Source organism: Rhizobium hidalgonense, from assembly GCF_002914525.1.
Classification (GTDB): domain Bacteria; phylum Pseudomonadota; class Alphaproteobacteria; order Rhizobiales; family Rhizobiaceae; genus Rhizobium; species Rhizobium hidalgonense.
This window is the reverse complement of the sequence record NZ_LODW01000063.1, coordinates 33,207-59,345: the sequence shown is the minus strand read 5'-3', so window position 1 is coordinate 59,345 and position 26,139 is coordinate 33,207. Positions and strand designations below refer to the sequence as shown.

Below are 26,139 nucleotides of genomic sequence, written 5' to 3'. Positions count from 1 at the left end.
GTCGGAGGAAGATAGGGGAACTCGATGTACGAATATGCCATAGCATGGGAATGGCTGGCCTTCGCGGCGCGCTGGTTCCATGTCGTCACCGCGATCGCCTGGATCGGATCGTCCTTCTATTTCATCGCGCTCGATCTCGGATTGGTCAAACGCCCTCATCTGCCGCCCGGCGCCTATGGCGAGGAATGGCAGGTCCACGGCGGCGGCTTCTATCATATCCAGAAATATCTCGTGGCGCCCGCGCAAATGCCCGAGCACCTGACCTGGTTCAAATATGAGAGCTATTTCACCTGGATTTCCGGGTTTCTGATGCTCTGCATCGTCTATTACGGCGGCGCTGATCTCTTCCTGATCGATCGGCATGTGCTCGATATCAGTCCGCCGGTCGCCATCGCGATCTCGTTGGCATCTTTGGCGTTTGGCTGGCTCGTCTACGACCTGCTGTGTAAATCCCCGCTCGGCCGCAACACCTGGGGCCTGATGGCGTTGCTCTATGTCGTGCTCGTCTTCATGGCCTGGGGCTACACGCAGCTTTTCACCGGCCGTGCCGCCTTCGTGCATCTCGGCGCCTTCACCGCGACGATCATGTCGGCCAACGTCTTCATGATCATCATTCCGAACCAGAAGATCGTCGTTGCCGATCTGATCGCCGGCCGCACGCCCGATCCTAAATACGGGCAGATCGCCAAGCAGCGTTCGCTGCACAACAACTACCTGACGCTGCCCGTCATCTTCTTCATGCTGTCGAACCATTACCCTCTGGCCTTCGGCACAGCATTCAACTGGGTGATCGCGGCGCTCGTCTTCCTGATGGGCGTCACCATCCGCCACTGGTTCAACACCACCCATGCCAGAAAAGGCCGGCCGACCTGGACCTGGATCGTCACCCTCATCCTCTTCATCCTGATCATGTGGCTTTCGACCGTGCCGAAACAGCTGACCAGTGAAACTGATGCGGCGGCAGTCGCCCCCGCCTTCCAGCAATTCGCCGGCGATCCGCATTTTCCAGCCGTCAAGCAGCTGGTCTCGACGCGCTGTTCCATGTGCCATGCCGCCGAGCCCGCTTATGAAGGTATCGTGCGGCCGCCGAAGGGCGTCGTCCTCGAAAACGACGCGGAAATCGCCGCCCATGCCCGAGAAATCTATATACAGGCAGGCCGCAGCCATGCCATGCCGCCCGGCAACGTGACCGATATTACGCCGGACGAACGCAGGCTGCTCGTCGCCTGGTTCGAAAGCGCAGTCGAAGGCAAGAAACAATGACGACGACCCTTCTCCGCGGCCGGCTCCTCTCTTTCCATCGCGCGCCGCTGAGTCTCGCCGACAGCCAGAGTTATCTCTACGAGGAAGACGGTGGCCTGCTGATCGAGGACGGGCTGATCGCAGCCATCGGTCGCTATTCCGACGTCAAGGCGAAAGCCGCCGAAGGCACGGCCGAGATCGACCACCGCCCGCATCTGATCATGCCCGGCTTCATCGACATGCATCTGCATTTTCCGCAGATGCAGGTGATCGCCTCCTATGCCGCCAACCTGCTCGAATGGCTGAACACCTATACATTTCCCGAGGAATGCCGTTTCGTCGAAAGCGCGCATGCTGAAAGGATCGCCACGCATTTCTACGACGAGCTGATCCGCCACGGCACGACGACAGCGGTCGCCTATTGCTCCGTGCATAAGACCTCGGCCGACGCCTTCTTCGCCGAGGCGATGAAACGCAACATGCGCATGCTCGGCGGCAAGGTAATGATGGACCGTAACGCCCCGCAGGGTCTGCTCGACACGCCGGAGATGGGTTACGACGAGACCCGCCAGGTGATAGCAGATTGGCACGGCAAGGGTCGTAACCACGTCGCCATCACCCCGCGTTTCGCCATCACCTCGACGCCGGCGCAGATGGAAGCGACAGCAGCGCTCGCCCGCGAATTTCCCGACCTGCACATCCAGACGCATCTTTCGGAAAATCACGACGAGATCAAATTCACTTGCGAACTCTATCCGGACGCGATCGACTATACCGACATCTATGCCCGCTACGGCCTGCTCGGGCCGAAAAGCCTCTTCGGCCACGCCATCCACCTGTCCGAGCGTGAAGCCGATGCCATGAGCGAGACGGGTTCCGTCGCCGTCCATTGCCCCACCTCCAACCTCTTCCTCGGCTCCGGCCTTTTCCCATTGAAGGCGCTGGCGCGCCGCGAAAAGCCGGTCCGCATCGGTGTCGCCACCGATATCGGCGGCGGCTCCAGCTATTCGATGCTGAAGACCATGGACGAGGCCTACAAGATCCAGCAGCTGCTCGGCGAGCGGCTGAACCCGCTGGAAAGCTATTACCTGATGACCCGCGGCAACGCCGAGGCACTGTCGCTTTCGGACCGGATCGGCACGCTGGAACCCGGCACCGAAGCCGACCTCGTCGTCCTCGATGCTGCGGCCACCCCGGCCATGGCGCTGAAGATGGAGGTGGTCAAGACGCTGCCAGAGGAACTCTTCCTGCTGCAAACGATGGGCGACGATCGAGCGGTCGCTGAGACCTATGTGGCCGGTATTGCTTTGAAAGCAAGGCTTTGACGATCTCGGCCGCTGCCAGAGCGGAACGCGAAAGCCGTCCGACGCGGCTAGTTTCCCATAACGCTCCTTTTGCAGTTCATGTTATGGCCGGTAGCCGCATTCAGATGTGAAAGTTCAATTCATGGCCACTCCGCTCACGATCGCCGATCTGAAGAAGCGCGCGCAACGCCGTGTGCCGAAGATGTTTTTCGACTATGCGGATTCGGGCGCCTGGACGGAGTCGACCTACGCGGCGAACGAGAGTGATTTCAGCGGGATCAAACTGCGCCAGCGGGTGATGGTCGACATGACCGACCGCACGCTGGAAACGACGATGATCGGCCAGACTGTGTCGATGCCGGTGGCTCTCGCCCCGACCGGCCTGACCGGCATGCAGCATGCCGATGGCGAAATGCTGGCGGCGCGCGCGGCGGAAGAATTCGGCGTTCCCTTCACGCTTTCGACGATGAGCATCTGCTCGATCGAGGACGTCGCTTCGGTGACGACGCGCCCCTTCTGGTTCCAGCTCTATGTGATGCGGGATAAGGATTTTGTCCTCGGGCTGATCAACCGCGCCAAGGCGGCCGGATGTTCGGCACTGGTGCTGACGGCCGATCTGCAGATCCTCGGCCAGCGCCACAAGGACCTGCGCAACGGCCTGTCGGCGCCGCCGAGATTCACCCCGAAACATCTCTGGCAGATGGCGACTCGGCCCTTCTGGTGCCTGGAGATGGTTCAGACCAAGCGCCGCACCTTCGGCAATATCGTCGGCCACGCCAAAAACGTCTCCAGTATCACCTCACTGGCCGTATGGACGCACGAGCAGTTCGACCCCCGGCTCTCCTGGGCCGATGTCGCCTGGATCAAGGAACAATGGGGCGGTCCCCTGATTATCAAGGGCATCCTCGATCCGGAGGATGCGAGGGCCGCCGCCGACACCGGCGCAGATGCGATCGTCGTCTCCAATCACGGCGGTCGCCAGCTCGACGGCGCACCCTCCTCGATCAGCATGCTGCCCGCTATCGTCGACGCCGTCGGCGACCGCATCGAAGTCCACCTCGACGGCGGCATCCGCTCTGGCCAGGATGTGCTGAAGGCCGTGGCGCTCGGCGCCAAGGGCACTTATATCGGCCGTCCCTTCCTCTATGGGCTCGGCGCCATGGGCAAGGAAGGCGTCACGCTGGCGCTCTCCATCATCCGCAAGGAGATGGACATCACCATGGCGCTCTGCGGCAAGCGCGACATCAACCACGTGAACGCGTCGATCATATCAGGACGAGGCTGAGAGAAATCGGCGCGGGCTGAACGGCAGACGGCGTCGGCCGAACCTGCGATATACGCAGTAGCATGCAATTCAGCACAGCGGCTGGCCGTCACCCGCATTGAACAGCAGGATCGCGAAAATCACGAGACAGGCGGCGAGTGCAAAACGCTGCCGCCAGACGATACGGCGCGATCCGGCAATCCGCCTCTCCAGGCCAGCCGGCGACTTCTCTGGCTTGCGAAGCTGCATCCGGGACAGCAGGTTGTCGACGGCGGCAAGACCGGCGGCCTCGGTCTCGTGGCTCGACGCGAGGCGAAACAACAGCGCATCGAAGAGAAGATGGACCGCCAGCGCAAGGACAATCAGGCAGAAAACGAGCATCAAGAGCCAGCCGAGCGACGGAGCGAAACCGCGATATCCCGCGGTGATCGGGCCGGCAATCAGTGGCAACAGCGCTGTCAGCCCGCAGAAGATCGAATTGCGGCCGAGATTTCGCGCAACCGCCGAGGCGGTGCTACTCCACTCCGTCATTGCATGCCCTCCGTCACGGCGTGGATGCTTTCCGCCGGCAGATGAACCCGCCGTCCGGCCCGTTCGATCAGCCGCACGGCTTCGGCTGGATCTTCGCAACACCGGCTGATGAGCAGCCACCGCACGATGACGCCAGCGCTCCGCTGGAAGCCTAGCGCACAGCAGACGAGAACCGGTCCCTGCTGGCGCGCAGCCTCGATGAGGTTCGCCGCGGCGAGCGTCTGGGTCTTGTCGATGGCCGTAAGGTCAAGGGTCGGGAAGCTGCACCAGCGCGTTGATGTTCCACTTGGGCGCTGAAGTTCGCCGGTCATGTCGATGACCGTGGCAAAACGGTCGACCTCATCGCGGCGCGGAAAACGGCCGAGATGGACGCCGTCGGCGATCGCCACCGATGCCGGCATTCTCCAAGTCCAGAGCCAGATGTTGATGTGGGCGCCGAGCCGATAGGGTGCCAGCAGCCAGCGGCTGGCAAGCGTTGCCCGGCCATCGGCGCGTTTCTGGAATATCTGCGGGCCGGCGCCGAAATATCCGAGCGCAACGATCGCCAGCGCAACAGCCGGCCAGAGCAGCAGCAGCGCTGCGGCCGACAGCGGAGTGCAGAGCGCTGCAAGGCCGAGAAATGCGACGGCGCTGCAAAGGTAATAGATACCGAGACGGCGCGACTTCGGATCGCCCCTCGCTGCAAAATTCGCAAGAGGCGAACCGGCATCGCGCGGAAAAAGCCAGGCGGCAAACAGGCCGAGCAGCATGCCGGTCGGTATGTCGATGACGTGATGCTGCCACGTCGTCAGCACGGAGGCGCCGATGAGGAAGCACCAGGCGTGCCAGAGCAGCCGTGCCCCGCGCGGCAACCGGCCGCGCAGATGGTCCCAAATCACCACCAGCAGCGCGATATGCAGCGACGGCGCCTGGTTGAACGGCTTGTCGAAGCCGCCGAGCACGGCGAACATGAAACCGGGCAGGCCACTCGTTGCCGGCCGCACGAAGATTGCTTCGAGCGGAAACGCGATAAAGCAGGTGACGGCTATTATCTGGATCGTCAGATAGCGTCTCGCCAGCACATCGACATCGCGTGTCGTCGTGTTGATGAACAGGCAGAGCGCGTAGAACAGATTGATCGACCAATAGGGAATGATCGTCCATCCGAAGAACGGAATGGCGCTTTCCCATGCGAAGGCGACGTTCGGCACATGAGCGTGTTGCGATGCCAGCCAATTGGCGCCGCCATAGCTCAGATAGAAGAACAGCCCCAGGAAGACGAGCCAGAGCGCCGCCCGCTTCGGGACGGGCCCTGGTTGCAAAAAGGTAGAACGTGCCTTCTCCACCCTTTGCCCTCAGATTCTCTCGGCCAGGGAGACAGTGAAAATGCCCCACTGGTCGATGCGCTGTTCGATCTTACGGAAACCGGCTGCCGCGACCAGTTGATCCATTTCTTCTTGCGTGCGCCGCCGCATCACCCATGCCTCGCCGCCGCGATGAGAAGTCAGCGCACGGGCGATCATCCCCAATTGCGGATGCCATGGCTGGTTGGTGTAGACGAGCAGACCACCGGGCCGCATCGCGCGGGCGATCCCGTCGAGCGAAGCGGTGATCATCGCATTGTCGGAAAACAACTCGTAAAGGCCGGAGACGATCGCCAGATCCGGAGCCGGCGTGATTGCAGCCAGCCCCTCGCCGTCAAAGGCATCCTGCTGGCGGAAACTGACGAAATCACCCAGTCCACGCGCGGCAATGCTGTTGCGACCGGCATCGACGTTGATCGGGGAATAGTCCTGCAGGCGCGCACTATCGGGACGCACGGCTGCCATCTCGATCGCATCAAGAACATAACGGCCGTGCCCGGCCGCTATGTCGAGCATGTGGGTACTGCGGCCCGCTGCCTTCAGGCGCTGCAGCGCACGGTCGATCAGTTCCTGCAAGTGCAGCTTGCGCTGCCTGATGCCGCGCCAACCGATCGCCTCGAGGAACACCTTGTCGATCATCCGCCCGCCAGGACCGAGCCCGCGCGGCTTGTTTTCGTAGACGTAATCGAGCGTCGAGCCGGAATCAAAACCGGTCTTGACCCCGGTCCTTATGCCTTCGGAGACCAGCGCACCGAGCCTGATATTGAGACGGCTGAGCGCCCAGTAGATGCCGCGTGGGGATGCGGCGTCCAGAGGGCTCGCAAGCCGGTCAGCCTCGTCCTTGGTATAGCCCTGGATATGGGCGGTACTGAGGTCAGCAGGCGTCCGGGGCTCGGCGAAACGCGCATCGATGAAGCGGCGAATCTCGGCGAGCGCAATCGCGCGATCCCTTTCGCCAAGCGTATCATGGTAGAAGCCGGCAAGCACATGCCGTTCCTTGATGCGGCTGCCGAGGTTTTCGTAAAATCTGTGCTGCGGCGCATGTCGCACCACCCAATCGCTGCCGGAGATCAGCAACTGGGTCGGAACGGTGATGGCGCGGGCGTCGCCGACGACGCGGGCCGCCGCCTCATAGAGCTGCAACAAAATGTTGGAGGCAATCGGCCGGGTGATCAATGGGTCGGCTTCGAACGAGGCGATGCGCTCGGGGTCATGCGTCAAAAACCTCGCCTTGACATAGGAATTGACGAAGAATGTTCCCTTGAGCTTTTCTCAAAGCGCAATGCCTTCCCTGGCAAAAGGCACGTAGAGCTTCACGCTGAAGGCCGGTGAGGCCAACACGAGCGCACGGATCGGCGGCGCATAGTCGTGCACCCAGGTGGTGGCTAGCACCGCGCCGACGCTCTGCGCAATAACGGCGATGTCTTCGACAGCAGTACCGCTGGTCTCGCTGACATGGCGGACGAAGCAATCGAGATCATGCGCCGAGGCTGCAAAGGATGGCGAATAGCCGCGCTCTCCCGGCGAACGGCCGTGACCGCGTGCGTCCCAGGCGTAAAAGGCAAAATCATCGAGGCCGAGCTCGGAGGCGAGATGGGCGACGCGGCCGCTATGCTCGTGGCCGCGATGGAGAAGAATGATTGCGCCCTTCGGTGAAGCACCGGTCGCAGGCCACATCCGATAAAACAGTCGAGTGCCATCATGCGATGCGAATTCGGATTCATGCATTGGCCTGGCCGTCGAGGACGGTTGCACACTATCGGCAGTCTGCAGCACGGTCGTCTCCAATTCTGAGCGGTGGATAGGTTGCATCCGTTGGCGGCAACAGTGAGTTGCTTTCATTGCAAAAGTCTAGTTGCAAATGATAAGTCCTTTGCATGAACCGATATGAACTGCGGCCTTTCCCACAGTTACGACGATCTGCACTGCCGGAGCCGGAATAGACTGTTCAAATGCCGCGAAATTCCACTGAGGTCGCATGTCTGTTTATCAATTGAAGTCCCGGTTTCAGAATATTCTTCGCCCTCTGGTGCGCTCGCTCGCGGCACGAGGCGTCACCGCCAATCAGGTGACTTCAGTTGCCGCCGCCGTCTCGGTTGCACTTGGCCTTTTCCTGAGCATCGCCCCACTTCCGCATTGGTTCCTGCTGGTGCCTGTGTGGTTTCTCCTGCGCATGGGCCTCAATGCGATCGACGGCATGCTCGCGCGTGAACATGGGCAGAAGAGCATTTTGGGCGCGTATCTGAACGAGATCGGTGATGTCGTCTCGGATGTCGCACTGTATGTGCCGTTTGCGCTCATCGATCCGAACGGTGTAATGCCGGCGATAGCAGTCATATTCCTTTCGGCGCTGACGGAATTTGCCGGCATTTTGGGTCAAACGGTCGGCGCAAGCCGACGTTACGACGGGCCGCTGGGCAAGAGCGACCGTGCGGTGCTTTTTGGCGCCCTCGGCATCTTTATCGCGGTTGGTGGTAGGTTTGCACCATGGAGTTCGTGGCTTTGGGCAATGGTGGCTCTGCTTCTCGTCTGGACCATCATCAACCGCATCAGAGCCGGTATTCGCGAGGCGCAGGCGGCCGCGCGATAGGGAGCGAGCCGACCGCTGCCGGTTCCATCGCCGCAACTTGCTCTCTCCTTTTAACTGCATGTTAAACTTAGGTTGTATTTTTAGCGCGCCATCTTGAAAGCACTAAAGCGGTGCTTTATGTTTACCCTATGGCGAACACAGGCAAAACACCGCATCCCTCGCTGCTGCGCTACACGCTGGCGCCGGATGATCATGCCCGTCGGGCGCTGGACGATACTGTCGCTGCCTATCGCAGGATGATCGACATCCTGGCTGAACTGATCGACGACAGAGCCGGTGCCAATCTGGTCGTGCTGCATGACATTGCCTATGAAACCGTCCGCGTAGAGACCGGCCTGCCGGCACGGCTGGTGACGCTCGGCCTTCGCGATTTCGCTGCCAATCGCGGCGCGGCCGCCGATCCGCCGCTTCTGCCGCTCGATGACAAACTCTTCGCCATCAAGGGCCCCTCGGACCTCACCATCGCCACGGTGCACGGACGCGTTGCCGTGCCCTTCGATGTCGCGGGTTATAGCAAGGGGTGGGAGAGTATTTTTCCCGCCTACCTTGTGGCCGGCCAGGATCATTACGAGATTCACATCGGCGTCACGCCGAATTCCGCTCGGATGGAGGAAAACATGACGAATGAAGGCATTCTTTCCCGCATGGGTCGCCTGATCGCGGGCATCGCCAATGCAGCGGTCGACAAGGCTGAAGGCGTTAACAAGATCGCCGTCATCGAACAGGCGATCCGCGAGATCGATGCGGCGGCGGAGGAAGCCCGCACCGATCTCGGCAAGGCGCGCGCCGAGGAATATCGCATCCAGAGCCGCAGGGACGAGATCGTCGCAGACATGAACGCGCTCGATGCGAAGATCCGCCTCGCCGTCTCTTCGGGACGCGATGACCTGGCAAAGGCTGGCGTCGCCCGCCAGATCGATCTCGAATCCCAGATCGCCGCACTCGACAAGGCTCTGGCCGATGCCAGGCAACAGCTGGACGAAGGTCAGAAAGCCCTGCAGGCCGTGCTCGCCACGCGCCGCGAGGCCGACGCCCGTCTTGCCGACTTCAAGCGCAGCGTCGCCAGGCATCCCGAAGACGCCGCACCCGGTCACAGCCGGCCCGCGCCAGGTGTCGATGCTGCCCGCGCTGCGGCGGCCGTCTCGCGGCTGACTGGCGTTCCCTCGGGTGAGCATGCTAATAGTTCCGAATTGGACGAACTCGACCGGTTGCACCGCGAACAGGCGATCGAAGCGCGCCTCGCACGCTTCAAGGCGGATAACCGGTAACGCCGATGGCACTTCTCTTCGCCCCCGAATGTGCCCCCTTCGCCATCGCCGCCGCTGTGCTCGCAGGTCTGACCGCGATCGAGATGCTCGCGACCGTCATGGGTTTTTCGATCATGGAATTTCTGGGAAAACCGGATTTCCATGGCCATGACGGGTTTTCGGGCTATCTATCCTGGCTCAATGTCGGCGGCGTTCCCCTGCTCATCCTCATCATGCTGGCGCTCGGCTTCTTCGCCATGACGGGCTTTGCCATACAGGCCGTCGCCAACGCCTTCTGGGCGCCGCTTCCTGCCACCGTCGCCGCCATTCCCGCCATCTTGGTCGCCGTCCCCATGGTCAGGGCGTCGAGCCGGACGGTGGCGCGGATCGTTCCACACGACGAGACCTATGCCGTCGATCTCGACGCACTGATCGGCCGGACCGCCGAAGTCTCGCTCGGCCCGCTCGATCAGGGGCTGCCCGGGCGCGTGCGCGTCAAGGACCAGCACGGAAACTGGCACGTGCTGAGAGCCAAGGCCGCCAGAGATCAGGAGCCTCTCAAGGTCGGCGCCGAGGTTCTCCTCGTCGACCGCACGGCAGATGTATTTATCGCCATTCCCGCGCTGGCGGACCCCGCCGCAGCGGACAATCAATCTTTCAGGGAGAAGCCATGATGTATGATATTATTCTGCCGGCCGGAATTGGCATCGTTCTGATCTTCGGCATCGGCTTTGTCCTCGCCTCTCTCTATACGCGCTCCAGCCGCGATGAGGCCTATGTGCGCACCGGTCTCGGCGGCCAGAAGGTCGTGCTCGACGGCGGTTCCGTCGTCCTGCCGATCTTCCATTCAACCGCCCGGGTCAACCTGAAGACCCTGCGGCTCGAGGTTCGCCGCGGCGAAGGCGATGCATTGATCACCAAGGACCGCATGCGCGTCGATATCGGCGCCGAATTCTATGTGCGCGTGAAACCCGATGCTTCCTCGATTGCGCTGGCAGCTCAGACACTCGGCAATCGCACCAACGACGCCGAGGCTCTCCGCATCCTGATCGAGGCGAAATTCGTCGACGGCCTCCGCTCGGTGGCCGCAACGATGAACCTCGACGCGCTGCAGGAACAGCGCATGGACTTCGTCAAGGCCGTGCAGGAAGCTGTCGGCGCCGATCTCCAATCGAACGGCCTCGAGCTCGAATCCGTGTCGCTGACCCGCCTCGACCAGACCGATATCAAGCATTTCAACGCCAACAACTTCTTCGATGCGCAAGGTCTGGCCGCCCTGACCCGCATCACCGAGGGCCGCAAGAAGGAACGCAACGAGATCGTTCGCGACACCGAAGTCGCCATCGCCCAGAAAGATCTGGAAGCCCGGCAGCAATCGCTGACCATTGAGCGGACCAAGCGGGAAGCCGAGCTCAGCCAGGAACGCGACATCGCCAACAAATCCGCAGCGACCCGCGCCGAAACCGCCCAGCAGGAACAGGCGGCAAAACGCGCCGAGGAGGAGGCCCGCATCGCCTCCGAACAGGCGATCGCCGAACGCGAGGCATCTGCCAAGCAGGCCCGCGAAAGCGCAAACATCGACGCGGCCCGCGCCGTCCAGCAACGCGAAACCGAAGCCAAGCGCGACCTTCAGATCGTCGCGCAGGAAAGCGCGATCGCCGTCGCCAATAAAAGCCGCGAGGAATCCGAGGCGAAGGCCACCGCCGAAGCCGCCCGGGCGCTAGCGATCGCGGCAGAGGAAAAGGTCGGCACCGCCAAGGCGATCGAAATTGCCGAGCGCGAAAAACAGATTGCCGTGATCGACGCGCGCAAGAAGGCCGAAACCGAAGCGACCGCCGTCACCGTCGGCGCCGAGGCCGAGAAACAGGCAGCGATCGACCAGGCCGAAGCCATCAAGACGCTGGCGAACGCCGAAGCGGATGCGGCGATCATCAAGGCCAAGGGCGTTCTCGAAACCGGTCGGGCTCAGGCTGAGAGCGAGGCTTTGCTCAACGAAGCCCGCAACAAGCTGAGCCAGACCATCATCGAGTTCGAGATCACCCGCGAGCGTATCCGCATCATTCCCGAGGCGCTTGCCGAGGCGGTCAAGCCGATCGAGAAGATCTCCGACATCAGGATCTTCGATACTGGCGGCATGCTCGGCCGCGGAAACGGCGCGAACGGAGAAGGCGGCATCGGCATGGGCGAAGGACTGGCCGGCCAGTTGCTTGCATACCAAGCCAACAAGCCGATCCTCGACAAACTGCTGCGGGAAGCGGGCTTCGACGGCGATAACGCGATCTCAGCGCTCCTTGGAAATCTCGATAGCGCAAAACCGGCAAAGCCGGTCGCGGCTCCCGCAAAGCCTGCGATACCAGCCACGGCTTCGGCAAAGCCGGCAGCCCCGGCACAGACGATCATCCCGCCGGCACCGAAGAAGGAGTGATCGCAGCGCGGACAAGCCCGGGCTATTTCACCCAGCCTGCCGCCAACGCGCTCGCCCAGTCGGCACGGCCCCTTTCGGCGGCCAGTGCCGACATCGCCAGATGGTCATAGGCGACGTTCCTGAACTGCCATGTCCATCCCCCAGCTATCTTTTCCAGAATGGCATAGCTGGCCAGCGGATGGCCGGCTTCGACCTTGTGGTAATAAGGCAGGACGTCGTCATAGGCCGGGCAGCCGACACTGCCGGGATTGACGATCAGCCGGCCGTCGGAGAGGCGGACGGCGCGGGGCACATGGCTATGGCCGCAGAGGATCAGCGGCAGGTCGATGCCTTTGGCCAGCGCCTCGATCGCTTCGATCGGCTTAAGGGAGACGATGCCCTCCGGCGAGACGGCTTCCAGCCAATAGAGATTGTCGTCCTTCGGCGTCGCGTGGCAGAGATAGGCCTCGCCGCGATAGACGGCATCGAACGGCAGGCTGCGGATCCAATCGAGATGGGATGGCGTCAACTGACCGTAGGCGACCGCATCCGAGGCATGCATGGCGGCCGGATCCTGCTCGATCAGATAGCGGTCGTGATTGCCGCGGACCGAGGTCAGACCAAGCGGCATCAGCATATCGGCCGTCCGGGCGGCCTCCAGCGGGCCGCTGAAGAAATCGCCGAGATTGACGATCTCCTCGAGGCCCTGCGCCTGAATATCCGCAAGCACCGCTTCAAGCGCCAGATGGTTGCCGTGAATGTCGGCGATCGCGGCAAAACGCATCGTTAACTGCCTCGATAGGTGGAGTAGCCGTAGGGCGAAAGCAGCAGCGGCACATGGTAATGCGCCGCGACATCGGCAATGCCGAAGCGGATCGGCACGAGATCGAGGAAGGCCGGATGCGGCAGTGGCGTGCCGGTGCGGCGCAGATAATCGCCGGCGTGGAAGACAAGTTCGTAGGTTCCGACGTGGAAATTTTCCCCGACGAGAATAGGGCCGCCGTCGACCCGGCCGTCGGCATTGGTCTCGACCGTATTCAGATGTCTGCGGACCTCGCCGTCGAGCTGAAAAAGATCGATCCTGAGCCGTTCGGCCGGCTTGCCAAGGGCGGTATCAAGAACATGCGTGGTCAGTCCGGTCATAGGGCTGGCTCTCTGATGATGAAGGGGGTTTCGAAGAAGAATTCCTCCAGATTATTATCAGGCCCGTCACGGTCGACGACCAGGAAATCGGAGACCTGCCCGAGCGCCATCAGCGGATGATGCCAGATGTTACGGCGGTAGTTCACCCCCTGGTCCCCACGCGCCAGAAACACCTGCGGCCTGCCCGGGCGTCCGCTCTCGTCCTCGGAGACGACGACGAGAAATGGATGGCCGGAAACCGGCGAGAAACTCTGGCTGCCGAAAGGATGGCGCTCCATCATGTCGACGTCATAGGGGAAATAACGCGGCTGGCCGCGAAACAGGCTGATGATGACGCGGGCGCCCTCGCCCGCCGCCTCCGCTGCGGCCAGCGCGTGAAACCGTTCGGTCGTGCCGCCATTGATGAGCCGCATCGAGGCCGGATCGGCTTCGATCACCTCGCCGAAGGGAGCGAAGGCGGAGCTGGTGAGCGGGCGTATGTCGAGAAATTTGGGCATGGCCTCACTCACCTTGGGCATGCCAGTTACGGACGGCATCGATCTCGCGAAGAAGCTCCGGCAGCGTCCGATAGGTCGCCTCCCAGATATCCGCGGGATCGAGATCGAAGACATCGTCGAGGATGCGATTGCCCGTGCCGCAGATCTTCGTCCAAGGCAGGCCGGGATGCTCGGTGGCAAATTCGGGATGCGTCACCAGTAGACGGGATGCCGCAGCACCGATGGTGAAGTGGCAGAAGGCCACGGCCTTGAAAGTGAGCTGGTCCTCGGCGAAAGCCGCCTCATCCATTCCGCCGATGAAGGACAGCGCTTCGGATGCCGCCTTTTGCATGTCATTGAGATAGTCGATGGCACGCCTCTCCTTCATTGCGCCTCCGGCAGCATCGAGGTCAGACGCAGCAGCGCGATCTTTTCGACCTGCGCGGTCGCGGTTGAAAATTCTTCGTCCCGGCCATTGCCGATCCGTGTTTCGAAAGCTTCCAGGATATCCTCCTTGCCGAGTCCTTTGACGGCGATGATGAAGGGAAAGCCATATTTTTCGACATAGGCCGAATTGAGTTCGGTGAAGCGGGCATGCTCGGCGGGGCTCAAGCGGTCGAGACCGGCGCCGGACTGTTCCCTGCGGCTGTCCTCGGTGAGTTCGCCGGATATGGCAAGACGCCCGGCAAGGTCGGGGTGGGCTCGAAGCACACCGAGGCGTTCCTCCCGGCTTGCCGCGCGGAAGACCGCGGCAAGCGCCGCATGCACGCCTGATGCCGTTAGCGGCTCGATCACGCTGCCGGCGTCATAGGCGCGCTCGGCGATGAAAGGCGAATGTTCGAAGACGCCGCCGAAGCGGGAAACGAAATCCTCGCGCGATAGCATCAGATCGCGTCCGGCTGATGGTGCTTGTGCCAGTGCTCGGCAATCTCGATGCGGCGCGGGATCCAGACCTTGTCGTGCTTCAGCACATATTCGATGAAGCGTTTCAGCGCTGCCGCCCGGCCGGGGCGCCCGACGAGACGGCAGTGCAGGCCGATCGACATCATCTTCGGGCTGCCGTCCTTGCCTTCGTCGTAAAGCGTATCGAAGGCGTCCTTGAGATAGGTGAAGAACTGATCGCCGGTGTTGAAACCCTGCGGCGTGGCAAAACGCATGTCGTTGGTTTCCAGCGTATAGGGAATGATCAGGAAAGGCTTCCCGTCGACGCCCTTGACCCAGAAAGGCAGGTCGTCGGCATAGGAATCGGAGGAGTAGAGAAAGCCGCCCTCCTCCTGCACCAGCCGCAGCGTATTGTCGGAAGGCTTGCCCTGATACATGCCATAGGGCCGCTCGCCGGTGAGTTCGGTATGCAGACGCACAGCTTCGAGGATGTGCTTGCGTTCCAGTTCTTCGGGAAAATCCTTGTATTCCAGCCAGCGGTAACCGTGGCTGGCGATTTCCCAACCGGCTTCCTTCATAGCGGCGACCGCCTCGGGATTGCGGGCCATCGCCAGTGTCACGCCATAGACGGTCGCCTGCACCTTGAGACCGGTGAACATCCGCCAGAGCCGCCAGAAACCGGCGCGCGAACCATATTCATAGATCGATTCCATGTTGAGGTTGCGCTGCCCCGGCCAGGCGGCCGCGCCAACGATCTCCGACAGCAGGTTTTCGGAGGCCGGGTCGCCTTCGAGGATGCAGCTTTCGCCGCCCTCCTCGTAGTTGATGACGAATTGCACGGCGATGCGCGCCTCGCCCGGCCATTTCGGATCGGGCGTCTGGCGCCCATAGCCGACCAGATTGCGCGGATAAGTCTCGGATACCATCAAATCACCTTCTGAAAAGACGGAGAACGGTAGCATCCGCAGCCGGAATGTCGAGACGGAAACTGCGCAGCGGAATTTTATCCTTTGTGCGCAATAAGTTAGCTCATCTGAAGTCAAGCGATCTTGCGGGCGCTGACCTTGCCCATGGGATGCAGCGAATGAACCCGGAAAGGTCCGCCGGTGCCTTCCTCGATCATCAGCGCGACATTCGAAACCATGACCGGTTCCCTGAGCACGGGCTCGAAAATCGTCCGCAGCGCCGGCTCGATGCGCGGCATGTCGATCGCGTTGACCGGGCCGGTCACCGGCATATGGAAGCGGAACTCCTCCATAACGTAAGGATTGCCCCAGCGATGCAGGTTTGAGAACTGCGCCGCCGACAAACCATCCGGATCGCTGCGTTCGATGTCGGCCTCGCTGAGCGGCGCGCGGAAACGGTCGAATTCCTGCACGATCACCGAGGCGAGATATTGGATCTGCTCGCAGGGAACGTGCGGCAACAGACCGTAGAAATTGCCGAGCCGGGCGACTTCGAGGCGCGGAATCTGGAAGGGAAGGACCGTTCCGGAAAAACGCATGAGATCGCGCAGGAGTTGCGATTCGGACAGATCCGACGACAGGTGGAACGGTGCCTTCAAAACGCCGTGAAATCCATAGCGTCGCGGCACGGCCGTATGGAAGGCGATCTCATGAATGCCCAGACCACGAACTGCCGGAGGCTCCAGCATATCACCTGAAAATGCGTTTCGGCCAAGCCAATGGGCGGCCATGAGCGATAGCGGGTCGCTCGCCGGAGGCGTGAAGCAAATGGCATAGCGCATGCGATTTCCTCCATCAGGAAAAGCAGCGCCAGTAATTTCAGGCGCTGTCGATGCGCAAGCAAATAGGTGATTTGCATGACAGAATAACGAAACGAAGCTGCAACGAATTCACGTTTAACGTGAAGCCGCCGCGATATGGCCTGATATCGCGAAGCTCTCCGGCAGCAAAAATCCGCAATCTGCATCGCTGGCGATACAAACCGCCGCCTCTGCCAGCCGATGGGCGAGCCCGAAGCTGACCTTGAAGCCGCCGGTCAGTGCGATCAGGCGTTGGTGATCGGGATGGCGGCCGATCATCGGATCGCGGTCGATCGCCTTCGGGCGAAGCCCGGCCCAGCGCTCGACAACAGGCGCGTCGAGAAGGATTGGCACGATGCAGCGCGCCATCTCGATCAGTGTCTCGAGCTGGGCATCGGTCGACGTGGGATCGTCGAAACGGTTCTCGCTGGTGCTGCCGACCGCCACATGCCCGCCCTCGTGCGCAACGACATAGAGCCCGTCGAGAAAGATCGTCGGCAGCGCCGGGTCGAGGTCGGCTTTCAGCAACGCCGCCTGTCCCTTGACCGGCTGGCCGAGCGGTCGCTTCAGCCCCGGCGTCAGGCCCTGCAGCAACGGAAAGGACTGATGGCCGGCCGCCAGGATGCAATGCCCGAACCCAATGCTTTCACCGTTTATCTCGGCCATGCCGCGATCGGGATCAAGGCCGACAACCGATGCATGTTCCAGAATACGCACATGTTTTGCCTGCCTCAGGAAGGCGACGAGCGCCGCAATCAGCGAGCGGGGCGCAACACGACCGGCGAGCGTGTCGTGCACGAAGCCGCTCTCGCCGGCAGAGGGGTCGATCCAGCCGCTGACCGGCGGGCCGTCGAGCACATGCCAGTGGAAGTGGCGGTCGCCGGCTTGCCAATGGCGTTCGGCGTCCTCGCAATGGCCGCGTGCGATTTTGTTGAGATGCGGCTTCGGCAGCGGGATCAGTCGGCCCGAACGGCGATAGCCGGCGGAAAGCCCGGTCGCCGTTTCAAGCATGGCGATTTCGGCTTCGAGCGATACCAATGCATCGAACTGAAACTGCTTCTTCTCGGACCACCGGTCAGGCATATGCGGCATCAGCGCGCCGAGCAGGCCGCCGCTCGCTCCACCGCCGAATCTGCCGGCATCCGCAATCAAGGTATCGATGCCGCGGCGCTCGGCATGAACGGCTGCCCAGAGGCCCATGATGCCGCCGCCGACGATCAGCAGTCCTGAGGATGATTGACCTGAGACCGGCTGAGGATTATCGGCTTTTCCCATGACAGACGTGAACCCCGATCAGATTGGCGCGGGCGCGCCGCAGCCACTCGAATGGCGCGACGGCGATATGCCCTATTCCACCGCCTTTGGCGATCATTTTTACTGCCAGACCGATGGGCGGCTGGAATGCAGCCACGTATTTCTCGCCGGCAACGGTTTATCCGAACGCTGGAACGGCCGGCATAAATTCGTCATCGGTGAACTCGGCTTCGGCACCGGCCTGAACTTCGCCGAGACCTGGCGGCAATGGAAGCTGCACCGCGCGGCTGGCCAGCATCTGCATTTCATCTCTTTCGAACTCCACCCGATGCGCGGCGAAGAAATCGGCCGGGCGCTCTCGCACTGGCCGGAGATCGATGCCGAGCGCGAGGCGCTAACAGCAGCCTGGCCGCAAACGCCTGCCGATACCGTCTCGCTTGATCTCGACGCCCAGACCAGGCTCAGCGTCGTCTGCGGCCGAGCACTTGAGGGCGTTGCAGCCGCAAGGCCCGGCTTCGACGCCTGGTATCTCGACGGTTTTGCCCCATCGCGCAACAGCGACATGTGGTCGGAGGAACTGATGCGACAGGTCGCCGAAAAGACTGTGACGGGCGGAACCTTCGCCACTTATGCCGCGGCCGGCTTCGTGCGCCGCAATCTCATCGCCGCGGGTTTTGCCGTCGAGCGCCGCCAGGGCTTTGCCGGCAAACGCGAAATGCTCTGCGGCACAAAGCGCTGACGCTCGACACCACCATCGCTGCCGAATTATCCCCAATCAGTAGCTCGTACGCCCCGGCTGCTGTTCGTCCTTGCCGAGCCACTGCCGGATCTTTTCTTCCAGCAATTCCGGGCTGATCGGCTTCGACATATAGTCGTCCATGCCGGCGTCGAGGCAGAGCTCGCGATCGCTTTCGAGCGCATGGGCGGTGACGCCGATGATCGGCACGCGGTGCCCCTGTCCCTTTTCCCGTTCGCGGATCGTCTGGGTCGCCTGATGGCCGTTCATGACGGGCATCGACACGTCCATCATGATGATGCGCGGCGTATGCCGCTCCCAGGCGGCGACCGCCTCCTCGCCATTTGCGACGACGAGGAAGGAAAGGCCGGTTCCCTGCAGGATCTGGGTGAAGACGATCTGGTTGACCTCATTGTCTTCGGCGACCAGCACATCGACGAATTCGGCCGCCCGCTGCTGCGGCGCAGGCGCAGGAGGCGGTACGGGTGCGGCCGCTTGCGCCTGCAGCCGGGCAATCTCGGCTTCCGAAGCCTGCTTGACGCGGCTGGCGCGCACCACTTCGACGACGGTATTGCGCAGCACGTTGGCGCGCGCCGGTTTCATCAGATGCGCTTGGCCGTTCAGCGCCGCGAATTCCTTTTCCGTCCCCGAAATATCCATCGACGTCAGGAAAATGATCGGCAGCTCGGCAAAGCGGCGATCGGCACGCAGCCGGCGCGCGACGTCGGCGCCGTTCATATCAGGCATGTGATAGTCGAGCACGACGGCATCGACGGTGATACCGAGATCGGCCGCCGCCTCCAGGATCGCAAGACCTGTGCCGCCCCCCTCGGCGGCAACGCCGTCGAATCCCCAGAGCGAAAGCTGTTCGGTCAAGATGCGCCGGTTCACGTCATTGTCGTCGACGACGAGAATGCGCGCCCCCTGCACGTTGATCGGCAGCGGCTTCGGCTCGAGCCGGGCCGCAGCCACCGCAAACGGCAGGTTGACGGTGAAGACCGAGCCCTTGCCCCATTCACTCTCGACGTTGAGATAACCGCCGAAAAGGTCGACGAGCCCGGCGGTGATCGCCAGCCCGAGGCCCGTTCCCTCATGCCGCCGGGTCGAGGAGGCATCGACCTGCGAGAACTTGTCGAAGACAGATTCGAGCTTTTCACTGGGGATGCCGATACCGGTATCCTCGATGCGAATGCTCGCCATGATCTCGCCGCCCGCAGCCGCCTGGAAGCCGACATCGACGAAGACATGCCCGCGCTCGGTGAACTTGACGGCATTGCCGACGAGATTGGTGACGATCTGGCGAAAACGCCCGGCATCGCCGATCACGGCGGCGGGCAGATCCGGTGCTGCCCGCACCAACAGTTCGATATTCTTCTCGGCGGCATGCGAGGAGAGCAGCGTCGCCACGTCCTCCACCGCTTCGGTGATATCGAAGGCGGCTTTGCGCAGTTTCATCTGCCCGGCATCGATCTTCGAAAAGTCGAGGATGTCGTTGATAATCGTCAGCAGCGCATTGCCCGATTTGACGATGATGTCGACGAAAGTCTTCTGCCGCGTGTCGAGGTTGGTCTTGGCAAGCAGCTCCGCCATGCCAAGCACGCCGTTCATCGGCGTGCGGATCTCGTGGCTCATATTGGCGAGGAATTCGGATTTGGCGCGGTCGGCGGCTTCGGCGCGCGACAAGAGATGGCGCAACTCCTCCTCGCGTCTCTTGAGCTCGGTCACGTCGGTGAATAGCGCTACCCAATGCTGTCCCGCGCTGATCGTCGCATCCATGTTCACCCAGCGCTCGCCGCCGACATGGAAGACGGTGGAAATCGGCAGCCTGGCGGCAATATTGTCGCGCCAGCCCTGCAGGATCTCGGCCGCCGCGTCGTGGAAATCGCCGCGCGCCGCACAGAATTCGAACATGCCGAGCCAGCCCTGCCCGGCTTCGATATAGGCGGGCGGGATCTGCAGGATATTGGCCATTGCCTCGTTGGACATCTTGATGATGCCGTCCTGGACGATGGCAAGACCTTGCGACATCGCATGCGTCGCATCGCGCATCATCTCGCCGACCCGCTCGAGCGCTGCGCGGGTTTCGTGGATTTCCTTTTCCCGCTCGCGCACTGCCGAAATGTCGGCATAGGTGAGCAGGATACGGTCCTTGGAGATGCGGCGGCTGTCGAAGATGACGGATTTGCCGCCCGCCCAACCGAGCTCGATCGGCTCGGGCACTTCGGCCTCGAACAGATGCTTGCGGAAGGAGTAGATCTCCTCCGGCGTCTGCGTGCCGTCGTAACGTCCGAGCTCCAAATTGCGGCGAATGACGTCGATGAAGGGGCGGCCGTCGAAGGGATCGTCGAGCGGCAGCTCCCAGATGCTGTAGAATTCGTCGTTGACGTAGAGAATCTGGTGATCGTTATCGAGGATCAGCACGCCGACCGGCAGCGAACGCAGGATGCTCTCGATATCCCGATGCAGCACTTCTTCCTGCTTGCGCGACGCGATCAGCGCCTTCTCGCGCTCCTTGAGCGCCGAAATATCGGAAAAGGAGCCGACCACATAGGTTCGCCCATCCGTCGTCATGACGCGGTTGACACGTGAGATGACGGGATAGAGGTGGCCGCTCTTGCTCGGCATTTCGCTCTCGATCTCAACCGACGTGCCGTGCTTCAACGCCAGCAGGTTTTCCTGGTAGATCGCTTCACCACCTTCCCGCCCGAACATTTCATATTCGGTCAGTCCCAGGACTTCGGAACGGCTATGGCCGCTGAAGGTGTCGTAATATTTGTTGGCGTAGACCAGGCGATGCCTGTCGTCGCGCACGAAGACTGCAACCGGCAGGTCCTCGAGCACGGTGCGTAGAACGTCCAGTTCGTTGACGCTCTCACCCCAGGCCGAATCGCCGGCGGGCGCAGGTCTTCCACCGTCGCGATAAGCGGCATTGACGACCAGCTGCCGGCCGTCATCGGCAAAGATGCCGATCGGATGATCGAGTTTTTCCAGCGCCGCGCGCAGCTGGGCGAAATCGGCGGCAATTCCGAAATCGTTTACAGTCCGAGAGCTGTCGGCGGTCTCCTTATTGGTAACGGCGCGGCGCTCGCGGGCCTCAAAGATGCCGAGCACATAGATCCGCTCCGGCGATGGCGAGAAGCTTTCGATCTGGATGCGCTCATGGCCGAGGCCCGCGGCATCGAAACAGATGGCGTTTTCCTCGGTGCCGAACACCAGCGCGCGGCGCTCCTTGTCCTCGCGCTCCTCTTCCTCGGGACGGTCGAAGAGTTCGCGGCTGCGCCTGCCGATGAAATCGGAAATCTCGCGGCCGAGGAAATCTGCATAGGCCTCGTTGACGGCGACATAGCGCAGTTCGCTGTTCTTGACATAGGCCGGGGTGTCCAGATCGGCGATCCGGCGGCAAGCCAATTCCAGAATGTCCCCGGCTGATTTCAAGAAATGGTCGCTCCCGCAATGAATGAAATATCAACTACAAAGACTATAAGGCCAAGGCTTTTAACAAGGTTTTAACCATAAATTTCAGCAGGGAAATTTTACGGGCCGGCTCAACACGCAGAAGATACGTCACATTGGCAGCCCGGGCCTCCACGAGACTGAATGAACATTGCCATGACAGGCAATCCCACATGCCGGGCACGCCGGTATCTGTTGAAATCATGACGAAAATTTAATGCGGGAAGCACTTGCGCGGCCATCGCGCCGCCGCGATCCGGGCGGAGTCTGAACCTGGCTTTATGGAAGCCAGTCTAGAAAGGAAATAGCATATGTCCGTTCTTCATAAGACCATGGCGACGGGCCTGATCGCGCTGACCTTTGCCGGCGCCTCGCTCGCCACCGCCACCACCGCCGATGCCCGTCCGCGCGATGCCTTCTGGGGCGGCCTTGCCGCCGGCGTCGTCGGCGGCGCCCTGCTGTCCGAAGCCACCCGCCCCGCCTACCCTGTTTATCCTGCCTACCCCGTTTATCGCCCCTATCCGGTCTACCGGACCTACTACCGGCCGTCCTATTGCCATATCGAATGGCGGCACGACGATTGGGGTAACCCCTACCGCGTCAAAGTTTGCCCGGAATAAATAAAGCCGCCACCGGCGCCGCTTGACCTCCCGGCGGCGCCGGGCCGCCGACTACGACCAATTGATCCGACGGGCATTGACCCGCCAGATCGATGCTTCCGACCAGAACTCCATCTGTTACGGGGAAAGCTCCTCCAGAACCCGGCCTTTGGTTTCTACGGCAAACAACATCGTGACGATGGCGCCGACGATCAGAATGGCGGCGAAGGTCGCGAAGACATACTGGATGCCTAAGGAAGACATCAGCGTGCCCACGATGATCGGTCCGAGCGAAGATCCCAGGCGAAGCCAGGAGCTGCCGGCTCCCGTCCCAATCGCCCTAAGACGGGTGGGATAGATCTCCGCCGAATAGAGATAAAGTGAGAAGGTGACGGTCTGAACGATGGCGTAAGCAAGGCCGCCAAGGATCAGAACCTGCAAGGCGGAAGTTGCTCCGAGCCACGCGAGAGCCAGAAGCGGCAAGGGAGCGAGAAGCAGGGCGCCAGTGTACCAGCGCTTGCGCCCCACCCTGTCGATGAGCAGCGCGCAGATGACGGCGGCGATCACGCCTCCGAGCGAAGTCAAGAACCCATAGAGGATGCTCGTTTGAAGCGGGAGGTTGAAGACCTGACGGTATAGCGTCGGCAGCCAGGTGATCGTCCCATTGGCCACTGTATAGGCCGTGAGCCACATCGCCCAGATGGAGAGCGTCCGCTTCAGGTAAATGCCCTGGAAGAGCTCACGCCAGTCAGACTTGCGATGGGCCGATATCTGCACGCGCTTCGGTTCCGGTAGTTCCCTGCCGGCTGCCTGGGCACTTTCCTCCATGCGGGTAACAATAGCATTTGCTTCTTCGTAGCGGCCGTTTGCGGCTAGCCAACGCGGCGACTCCTTCAGGAACCAGCGCAACGGGATCATGAGGATTGCGGGAACGAGGCCGACGACGAACATCGCCTTCCAGCCGTAAACCGGTACCATGAAGTAGCCGATCAGCCCGGCGCCAACGAGGCCCAGAAGGAACATGACCTCATAGAGGAGAAAGAACTTGCCGCGTCCCTTGGACCCGATCAACTCGTTGATATAGGCGCTGGCGACGGGGACCTCGCCGCCGGTGCCGATTCCTTGGACGAAACGGAAGGCCATCATCATGCCGGCCCCGGCCGCGAACAGGCATGCGACATCCATGCTGACGAAGATCAGGATGGTGAACAAAAGAACCTTCAGCCGGCCGACCTTCTCGGCGAGCCAGCCGAACAGGATCGCACCGATCAATTGTCCCAGATAGCCCATTGACAGGATCATGCCGGTCTGCGCGGGGTTCAGGCCCCACTCGCGTACGAGGACGGGCATGGCATAAGCGATGGCAATGACGGTGTAGCCGTCGAAGAATGTTGCGGCGCCGACAATGTTGCGCGCCCAGAAGACCTCGCGGGTGATGGGAAGGCGCTCCAGACGAGCGCTGATTTCGGCCTGACGATCAGCGACATTCGCCGTGTCAGCCTGCATAGGCTGCATGACATTCATTGGTTCCTCCTTCTCGCCCCGTAGCCTACCACTCTCCCGGCCAGGCGCGCTCCTGCTTGATGGTTACTGCTGCGTGTCGGTTCGTCCTATCAGGGCAATGGGCTCCAGGGCCGCTGACGCCGGTGCCTCACAGACGTTCAAGCTTGCCCGCTGCCGTGCCGGCATCTGCGGGCTCCCATGGGTTCCCTGCTCCCCATCTGAATGCGCCCCTGCGACATGTGCAGGGGCGGCAAATCGGTCACTCGGCAGCCAGGAATTGGTCAACGCGACCAATACCGGCGGCGCCGAAGGCAGCAAAGATCTCCGCTTCGGCCTTTTCCCCAAGATTTTTCAGCGGCTCGCGGATCGTCGCGTGATCAAGGATACCGCGGTGCACAAGGCCGAGTTTCAAGGCCACGGTGCCTTCCATGTGGGAGCCGCGGTGATAGACGGCACGCGTCACCGGGAGAAGGCGCTCGAAGATCTTGCGCGCTTCGGGATAGTCTTGCGCCTTGCCGGCCTTGATCAGGTCGATCAGCAACTCGGGCGCGATATTGCCATAACCGACGAGCAAGCCGTCGACGTCGAACATGGTCGGCAGCAGCCATTCGTCGTGGCAGCTCAGGACCTGCAGATTTGGATTGGCCTTCTTCAGTTCGGGAATTTCGACGTACCAGCGCTTCATGTTGCGCACGCCGTTCTTGGTGGCAACGACGCCTTCCTGGGTGGCGATTGCCAGCTGCGTATCGAGATCGTAGGACGCCTTGGTGGCATCGGGATACTGGAACAGGATGCACTGGAGGCCAGACTCCTGCCAGATCGCCTTATAACGATCCTGGGGCGCCCCCTTCTGAAAGCCGAAACGCAGCCAGCCGTGGTTGGGATAGACGAGTGCGCCGGTAGCACCTGCGGCTTTGCACTTCTTGGCCTCTTCAGCAGCGACTTTCGTGCCTTCACCGGTAATTCCGGCAATGATCGGTACAGCACCGTCAACCGCATCGACATAAGTGTGAATGAGAGCAAGGCGCTCCTCTTCGGTGAGGAACGTGCCTTCGCCGGCATGGCCGAGGATGACGAGGCTTTTGACGCCCTCTATCGAAACCAGCCATTTGGCGATTTTTGCGTTGGCTTTGTGATCGACTTCGCCATCTCGGATGAAAGCGGTAACGGGGGCCGGGCTCAGCCCGCGCAAATCCATCGGTTGCATCTTGGTCTCCTCCTTATGCGTTCGACGTTCACCGCAATCGCCATTAGGATCGTTAGCGGGAACGTTCCCACTATCGTTCTTGAATTCCCTGGAGTCAATGTCTTTTTTGGTGCATCTTCGGAAATGGACGTCGATTGCCGACTCGAACGGAAAAGGTTCAATGAATTCAAAAGCAGATGAGATTTTCGGTCAGCCGCGGATCACCATTCACAGCGTGGCCGCCGCAGCCGGCGTCTCCAAGTCCACTGTTTCCCGCATTCTGGATGAGCGGCTTCCGCGCTCCGACAGCGAAACCGCGCGCCGTGTGCGCAAAGTAGCCAAAGAGCTTGGATATGTCCGGGACGTTTCTGCAGCGAGCCTCCGGCGCGGCAACACCATGACCATCGGAGTGATCGTGCCGAGGCTCACCGACACGGTCATGGCAATGCTTTATGAAGCGCTCGCCAAGGCTTGCAGCCGTACCGGGCGCTTCGCGATCGTCGCCACCACAGACGACAAACCGAAGGCGGACCGGCTGGCGGCCGAGTCTCTTCTGAAACGCGGCGTCGACGGACTGATCCTTTCGACGGCACGGGAAGACGATGACTTTCCGGACGACCTGGCCAAACGCGGCATTCCCTACGTGCTGGCACTACGGACCGATGGCCACAGCCTCTCGTCGGTCGGCGATGACAGGCTGGGCGGCTATCTGGCGGCCCGCCACCTCCTTGATCTCGGCCATCGCAGGATCGGCGTCATTGCCGGCCCATCCTATGCCTCCAGCTCGCGAGGCCGCGTGGAGGGCTTCAAGCAGGCACTGGAAGAAGCGGGGCTGTCTGCGACTCCCGCCTACATCATCCCCTCGACATTCGGCATCGAGTCCGGCGCGGTCGCCGTCGAGACTCTGATGAACCTCAGCCCACGCCCCACCGCTATTTTCACCGTCAACGACAATACCGCCATCGGCGCCTTGTCGGGGCTGACGAAACTTGGCCTTTCCGTGCCGCAGGACATCTCGATCGTCGGTTACAACGACATTCCGATCGTTAGTCACCTCCCCACACCACTCACGACGTTGCGTGTGCCGTTCGAGCAAATTGCCTCAAACGCCCTAGATCTTCTTGCGGGTGACGATTCAGACGACGACCGCATCCGAATATCGGCTCCGACACTCATTCCAAGGAAATCGACAGCGCCGGCACGCTGAAGAATGGAGA

General features: G+C 61.6%; 23 protein-coding genes and 1 pseudogene. 10 read left to right on the top strand and 14 right to left on the bottom strand.

The features are described from left to right. Window positions 1-24 precede the first annotated feature (24 nt). The 3 genes from ATY29_RS20680 to ATY29_RS20670 all read left to right on the top strand — a co-directional run bounded on the left by ATY29_RS20680 (window position 25) and on the right by ATY29_RS20670 (window position 3,831). Window positions 25-1,263 carry a urate hydroxylase PuuD gene (locus ATY29_RS20680; RefSeq protein ID WP_003565670.1) on the top strand — a complete coding sequence of 413 codons (1,239 nt, stop codon included), beginning with the start codon at window positions 25-27 and terminating at the stop codon, window positions 1,261-1,263. Next, complete coding sequence (guaD, locus tag ATY29_RS20675; protein ID WP_097537196.1) at window positions 1,260-2,567, top strand: guanine deaminase; 1,308 nt, start codon at window positions 1,260-1,262, stop codon at window positions 2,565-2,567. The genes ATY29_RS20680 and guaD overlap by 4 nt, the downstream gene beginning before the upstream one ends. Window positions 2,568-2,688: 121 nt before the next feature. Then, on the top strand, window positions 2,689-3,831 hold the full coding sequence (locus ATY29_RS20670) for an alpha-hydroxy acid oxidase (protein ID WP_097537195.1): 1,143 nt from the start codon (window positions 2,689-2,691) through the stop codon (window positions 3,829-3,831). A 69-nt stretch (window positions 3,832-3,900) separates the two neighbouring features. On the opposite strand, the gene ATY29_RS20665 is transcribed toward ATY29_RS20670, so the two are convergent. From ATY29_RS20665 to ATY29_RS20655, 3 genes and pseudogenes are all read right to left on the bottom strand, one after another. Continuing rightward, window positions 3,901-4,341, bottom strand: a complete 441-nt coding sequence (locus tag ATY29_RS20665; protein ID WP_025416790.1) for a hypothetical protein — start codon at window positions 4,339-4,341, stop codon at window positions 3,901-3,903. Beyond that, on the bottom strand, window positions 4,338-5,666 hold the full coding sequence (locus ATY29_RS20660; RefSeq protein WP_097537194.1) for a phosphatase PAP2/dual specificity phosphatase family protein: 1,329 nt from the start codon (window positions 5,664-5,666) through the stop codon (window positions 4,338-4,340). Before ATY29_RS20660 ends, ATY29_RS20665 begins: the two co-directional genes overlap by 4 nt. 9 nt (window positions 5,667-5,675) lie before the next feature. After that, window positions 5,676-7,460: pseudogene (locus ATY29_RS20655) on the bottom strand (bifunctional alpha/beta hydrolase/class I SAM-dependent methyltransferase). A gap of 202 nt (window positions 7,461-7,662) precedes the next feature. On the opposite strand from ATY29_RS20655, the gene ATY29_RS20650 reads away from it, so the two are divergent. The 4 genes from ATY29_RS20650 (at window position 7,663) to ATY29_RS20635 (ending at window position 11,946) form a co-directional block, all read left to right on the top strand. Next, on the top strand, window positions 7,663-8,274 hold the full coding sequence (locus ATY29_RS20650) for a CDP-alcohol phosphatidyltransferase family protein (protein ID WP_097537193.1): 612 nt from the start codon (window positions 7,663-7,665) through the stop codon (window positions 8,272-8,274). Between the two features lie 110 nt (window positions 8,275-8,384). After that, window positions 8,385-9,542 (top strand): PspA/IM30 family protein, encoded by a 1,158-nt coding sequence (locus tag ATY29_RS20645; RefSeq protein ID WP_097537192.1) that lies wholly within the window; start codon window positions 8,385-8,387, stop codon window positions 9,540-9,542. Window positions 9,543-9,547: 5 nt separating this feature from the next. Next, window positions 9,548-10,195 (top strand): OB-fold-containig protein, encoded by a 648-nt coding sequence (locus tag ATY29_RS20640; protein ID WP_003565686.1) that lies wholly within the window; start codon window positions 9,548-9,550, stop codon window positions 10,193-10,195. Next, on the top strand, window positions 10,192-11,946 hold the full coding sequence (locus ATY29_RS20635) for a flotillin family protein (RefSeq protein WP_003565688.1): 1,755 nt from the start codon (window positions 10,192-10,194) through the stop codon (window positions 11,944-11,946). The genes ATY29_RS20640 and ATY29_RS20635 overlap by 4 nt, the downstream gene beginning before the upstream one ends. A gap of 22 nt (window positions 11,947-11,968) precedes the next feature. Here ATY29_RS20635 and ATY29_RS20630 read toward each other — a convergent pair whose 3' ends face one another. The 8 genes from ATY29_RS20630 to ATY29_RS20595 form a co-directional block, all read right to left on the bottom strand. After that, on the bottom strand, window positions 11,969-12,709 hold the full coding sequence (locus tag ATY29_RS20630; protein WP_003565690.1) for a metallophosphoesterase family protein: 741 nt from the start codon (window positions 12,707-12,709) through the stop codon (window positions 11,969-11,971). A gap of 2 nt (window positions 12,710-12,711) precedes the next feature. Beyond that, the gene (gene uraH, locus ATY29_RS20625) at window positions 12,712-13,068 is read right to left on the bottom strand and encodes a hydroxyisourate hydrolase (RefSeq protein ID WP_003565692.1); all 357 of its coding nucleotides are present in this window, start codon (window positions 13,066-13,068) and stop codon (window positions 12,712-12,714) included. Then, entirely contained in the window at window positions 13,065-13,565 is a 501-nt protein-coding gene (locus ATY29_RS20620; protein ID WP_003565694.1) for an ureidoglycolate lyase, read from the bottom strand. The genes uraH and ATY29_RS20620 overlap by 4 nt, the downstream gene beginning before the upstream one ends. Before the next feature lie 4 nt (window positions 13,566-13,569). Then, window positions 13,570-13,932 (bottom strand): HepT-like ribonuclease domain-containing protein, encoded by a 363-nt coding sequence (locus tag ATY29_RS20615; protein ID WP_003565696.1) that lies wholly within the window; start codon window positions 13,930-13,932, stop codon window positions 13,570-13,572. Then, window positions 13,929-14,429, bottom strand: a complete 501-nt coding sequence (gene uraD, locus ATY29_RS20610) for a 2-oxo-4-hydroxy-4-carboxy-5-ureidoimidazoline decarboxylase (protein ID WP_025416796.1) — start codon at window positions 14,427-14,429, stop codon at window positions 13,929-13,931. The genes ATY29_RS20615 and uraD overlap by 4 nt, the downstream gene beginning before the upstream one ends. Further along, on the bottom strand, window positions 14,429-15,352 hold the full coding sequence (puuE, locus tag ATY29_RS20605) for an allantoinase PuuE (RefSeq protein ID WP_003565700.1): 924 nt from the start codon (window positions 15,350-15,352) through the stop codon (window positions 14,429-14,431). Before puuE ends, uraD begins: the two co-directional genes overlap by 1 nt. A 113-nt stretch (window positions 15,353-15,465) precedes the next feature. After that, complete coding sequence (locus ATY29_RS20600; RefSeq protein ID WP_097537191.1) at window positions 15,466-16,173, bottom strand: DUF1045 domain-containing protein; 708 nt, start codon at window positions 16,171-16,173, stop codon at window positions 15,466-15,468. A 114-nt stretch (window positions 16,174-16,287) separates the two neighbouring features. After that, a complete protein-coding gene (locus tag ATY29_RS20595) occupies window positions 16,288-17,466 on the bottom strand; it encodes an NAD(P)/FAD-dependent oxidoreductase (RefSeq protein WP_025416797.1) in 1,179 nt (392 codons plus the stop codon). On the opposite strand from ATY29_RS20595, the gene mnmC2 reads away from it, so the two are divergent. Continuing rightward, on the top strand, window positions 17,465-18,184 hold the full coding sequence (gene mnmC2 / locus ATY29_RS20590) for a tRNA (5-methylaminomethyl-2-thiouridine)(34)-methyltransferase MnmC2 (RefSeq protein ID WP_025416798.1): 720 nt from the start codon (window positions 17,465-17,467) through the stop codon (window positions 18,182-18,184). The two genes, ATY29_RS20595 and mnmC2, sit on opposite strands and share 2 nt — an antisense overlap. A 36-nt stretch (window positions 18,185-18,220) precedes the next feature. Here mnmC2 and ATY29_RS20585 read toward each other — a convergent pair whose 3' ends face one another. Beyond that, window positions 18,221-21,616 carry a response regulator gene (locus ATY29_RS20585; RefSeq protein ID WP_097537190.1) on the bottom strand — a complete coding sequence of 1,132 codons (3,396 nt, stop codon included), beginning with the start codon at window positions 21,614-21,616 and terminating at the stop codon, window positions 18,221-18,223. Window positions 21,617-21,945: 329 nt separating this feature from the next. Here ATY29_RS20585 and ATY29_RS20580 point away from each other — a divergent pair, with 329 nt between their 5' ends. Further along, window positions 21,946-22,254: a hypothetical protein gene (locus tag ATY29_RS20580; RefSeq protein WP_003565710.1), complete on the top strand. Its 309-nt coding sequence runs from the start codon at window positions 21,946-21,948 to the stop codon at window positions 22,252-22,254. A 117-nt stretch (window positions 22,255-22,371) separates the two neighbouring features. Here ATY29_RS20580 and ATY29_RS20575 read toward each other — a convergent pair whose 3' ends face one another. After that, window positions 22,372-23,757, bottom strand: coding sequence for an MFS transporter (locus ATY29_RS20575; protein ID WP_097537189.1), 1,386 nt, complete (start codon window positions 23,755-23,757; stop codon window positions 22,372-22,374). A gap of 238 nt (window positions 23,758-23,995) precedes the next feature. Further along, window positions 23,996-24,943: a dihydrodipicolinate synthase family protein gene (locus ATY29_RS20570; protein ID WP_165779446.1), complete on the bottom strand. Its 948-nt coding sequence runs from the start codon at window positions 24,941-24,943 to the stop codon at window positions 23,996-23,998. A 160-nt stretch (window positions 24,944-25,103) separates the two neighbouring features. Between ATY29_RS20570 and ATY29_RS20565 the strand changes: the two genes are divergently transcribed. Then, the gene (locus tag ATY29_RS20565) at window positions 25,104-26,129 is read left to right on the top strand and encodes a LacI family DNA-binding transcriptional regulator (RefSeq protein WP_097537188.1); all 1,026 of its coding nucleotides are present in this window, start codon (window positions 25,104-25,106) and stop codon (window positions 26,127-26,129) included. The last annotated feature ends 10 nt before the right edge of the window (window positions 26,130-26,139 follow it).

Excerpts from the sequence above, each read along its gene's own strand:
- ATY29_RS20680 (WP_003565670.1), top strand. The coding sequence starts at position 25 with ATGTACGAATATGCCATAGCATGGGAATGGCTGGCCTTCGCGGCGCGC.
- guaD (WP_097537196.1), top strand. The coding sequence starts at position 1,260 with ATGACGACGACCCTTCTCCGCGGCCGGCTCCTCTCTTTCCATCGCGCG.
- ATY29_RS20670 (WP_097537195.1), top strand. The coding sequence starts at position 2,689 with ATGGCCACTCCGCTCACGATCGCCGATCTGAAGAAGCGCGCGCAACGC.
- ATY29_RS20665 (WP_025416790.1), bottom strand. The coding sequence starts at position 4,341 with ATGACGGAGTGGAGTAGCACCGCCTCGGCGGTTGCGCGAAATCTCGGC.
- ATY29_RS20650 (WP_097537193.1), top strand. The coding sequence starts at position 7,663 with ATGTCTGTTTATCAATTGAAGTCCCGGTTTCAGAATATTCTTCGCCCT.
- ATY29_RS20640 (WP_003565686.1), top strand. The coding sequence starts at position 9,548 with ATGGCACTTCTCTTCGCCCCCGAATGTGCCCCCTTCGCCATCGCCGCC.
- ATY29_RS20635 (WP_003565688.1), top strand. The coding sequence starts at position 10,192 with ATGATGTATGATATTATTCTGCCGGCCGGAATTGGCATCGTTCTGATC.
- ATY29_RS20630 (WP_003565690.1), bottom strand. The coding sequence starts at position 12,709 with ATGCGTTTTGCCGCGATCGCCGACATTCACGGCAACCATCTGGCGCTT.
- uraH (WP_003565692.1), bottom strand. The coding sequence starts at position 13,068 with ATGACCGGACTGACCACGCATGTTCTTGATACCGCCCTTGGCAAGCCG.
- ATY29_RS20620 (WP_003565694.1), bottom strand. The coding sequence starts at position 13,565 with ATGCCCAAATTTCTCGACATACGCCCGCTCACCAGCTCCGCCTTCGCT.
- ATY29_RS20615 (WP_003565696.1), bottom strand. The coding sequence starts at position 13,932 with ATGAAGGAGAGGCGTGCCATCGACTATCTCAATGACATGCAAAAGGCG.
- uraD (WP_025416796.1), bottom strand. The coding sequence starts at position 14,429 with ATGCTATCGCGCGAGGATTTCGTTTCCCGCTTCGGCGGCGTCTTCGAA.
- puuE (WP_003565700.1), bottom strand. The coding sequence starts at position 15,352 with ATGGTATCCGAGACTTATCCGCGCAATCTGGTCGGCTATGGGCGCCAG.
- ATY29_RS20600 (WP_097537191.1), bottom strand. The coding sequence starts at position 16,173 with ATGCGCTATGCCATTTGCTTCACGCCTCCGGCGAGCGACCCGCTATCG.
- mnmC2 (WP_025416798.1), top strand. The coding sequence starts at position 17,465 with ATGACAGACGTGAACCCCGATCAGATTGGCGCGGGCGCGCCGCAGCCA.
- ATY29_RS20595 (WP_025416797.1), bottom strand. The coding sequence starts at position 17,466 with ATGGGAAAAGCCGATAATCCTCAGCCGGTCTCAGGTCAATCATCCTCA.
- ATY29_RS20580 (WP_003565710.1), top strand. The coding sequence starts at position 21,946 with ATGTCCGTTCTTCATAAGACCATGGCGACGGGCCTGATCGCGCTGACC.
- ATY29_RS20575 (WP_097537189.1), bottom strand. The coding sequence starts at position 23,757 with ATGAATGTCATGCAGCCTATGCAGGCTGACACGGCGAATGTCGCTGAT.
- ATY29_RS20570 (WP_165779446.1), bottom strand. The coding sequence starts at position 24,943 with ATGCAACCGATGGATTTGCGCGGGCTGAGCCCGGCCCCCGTTACCGCT.
- ATY29_RS20565 (WP_097537188.1), top strand. The coding sequence starts at position 25,104 with ATGAATTCAAAAGCAGATGAGATTTTCGGTCAGCCGCGGATCACCATT.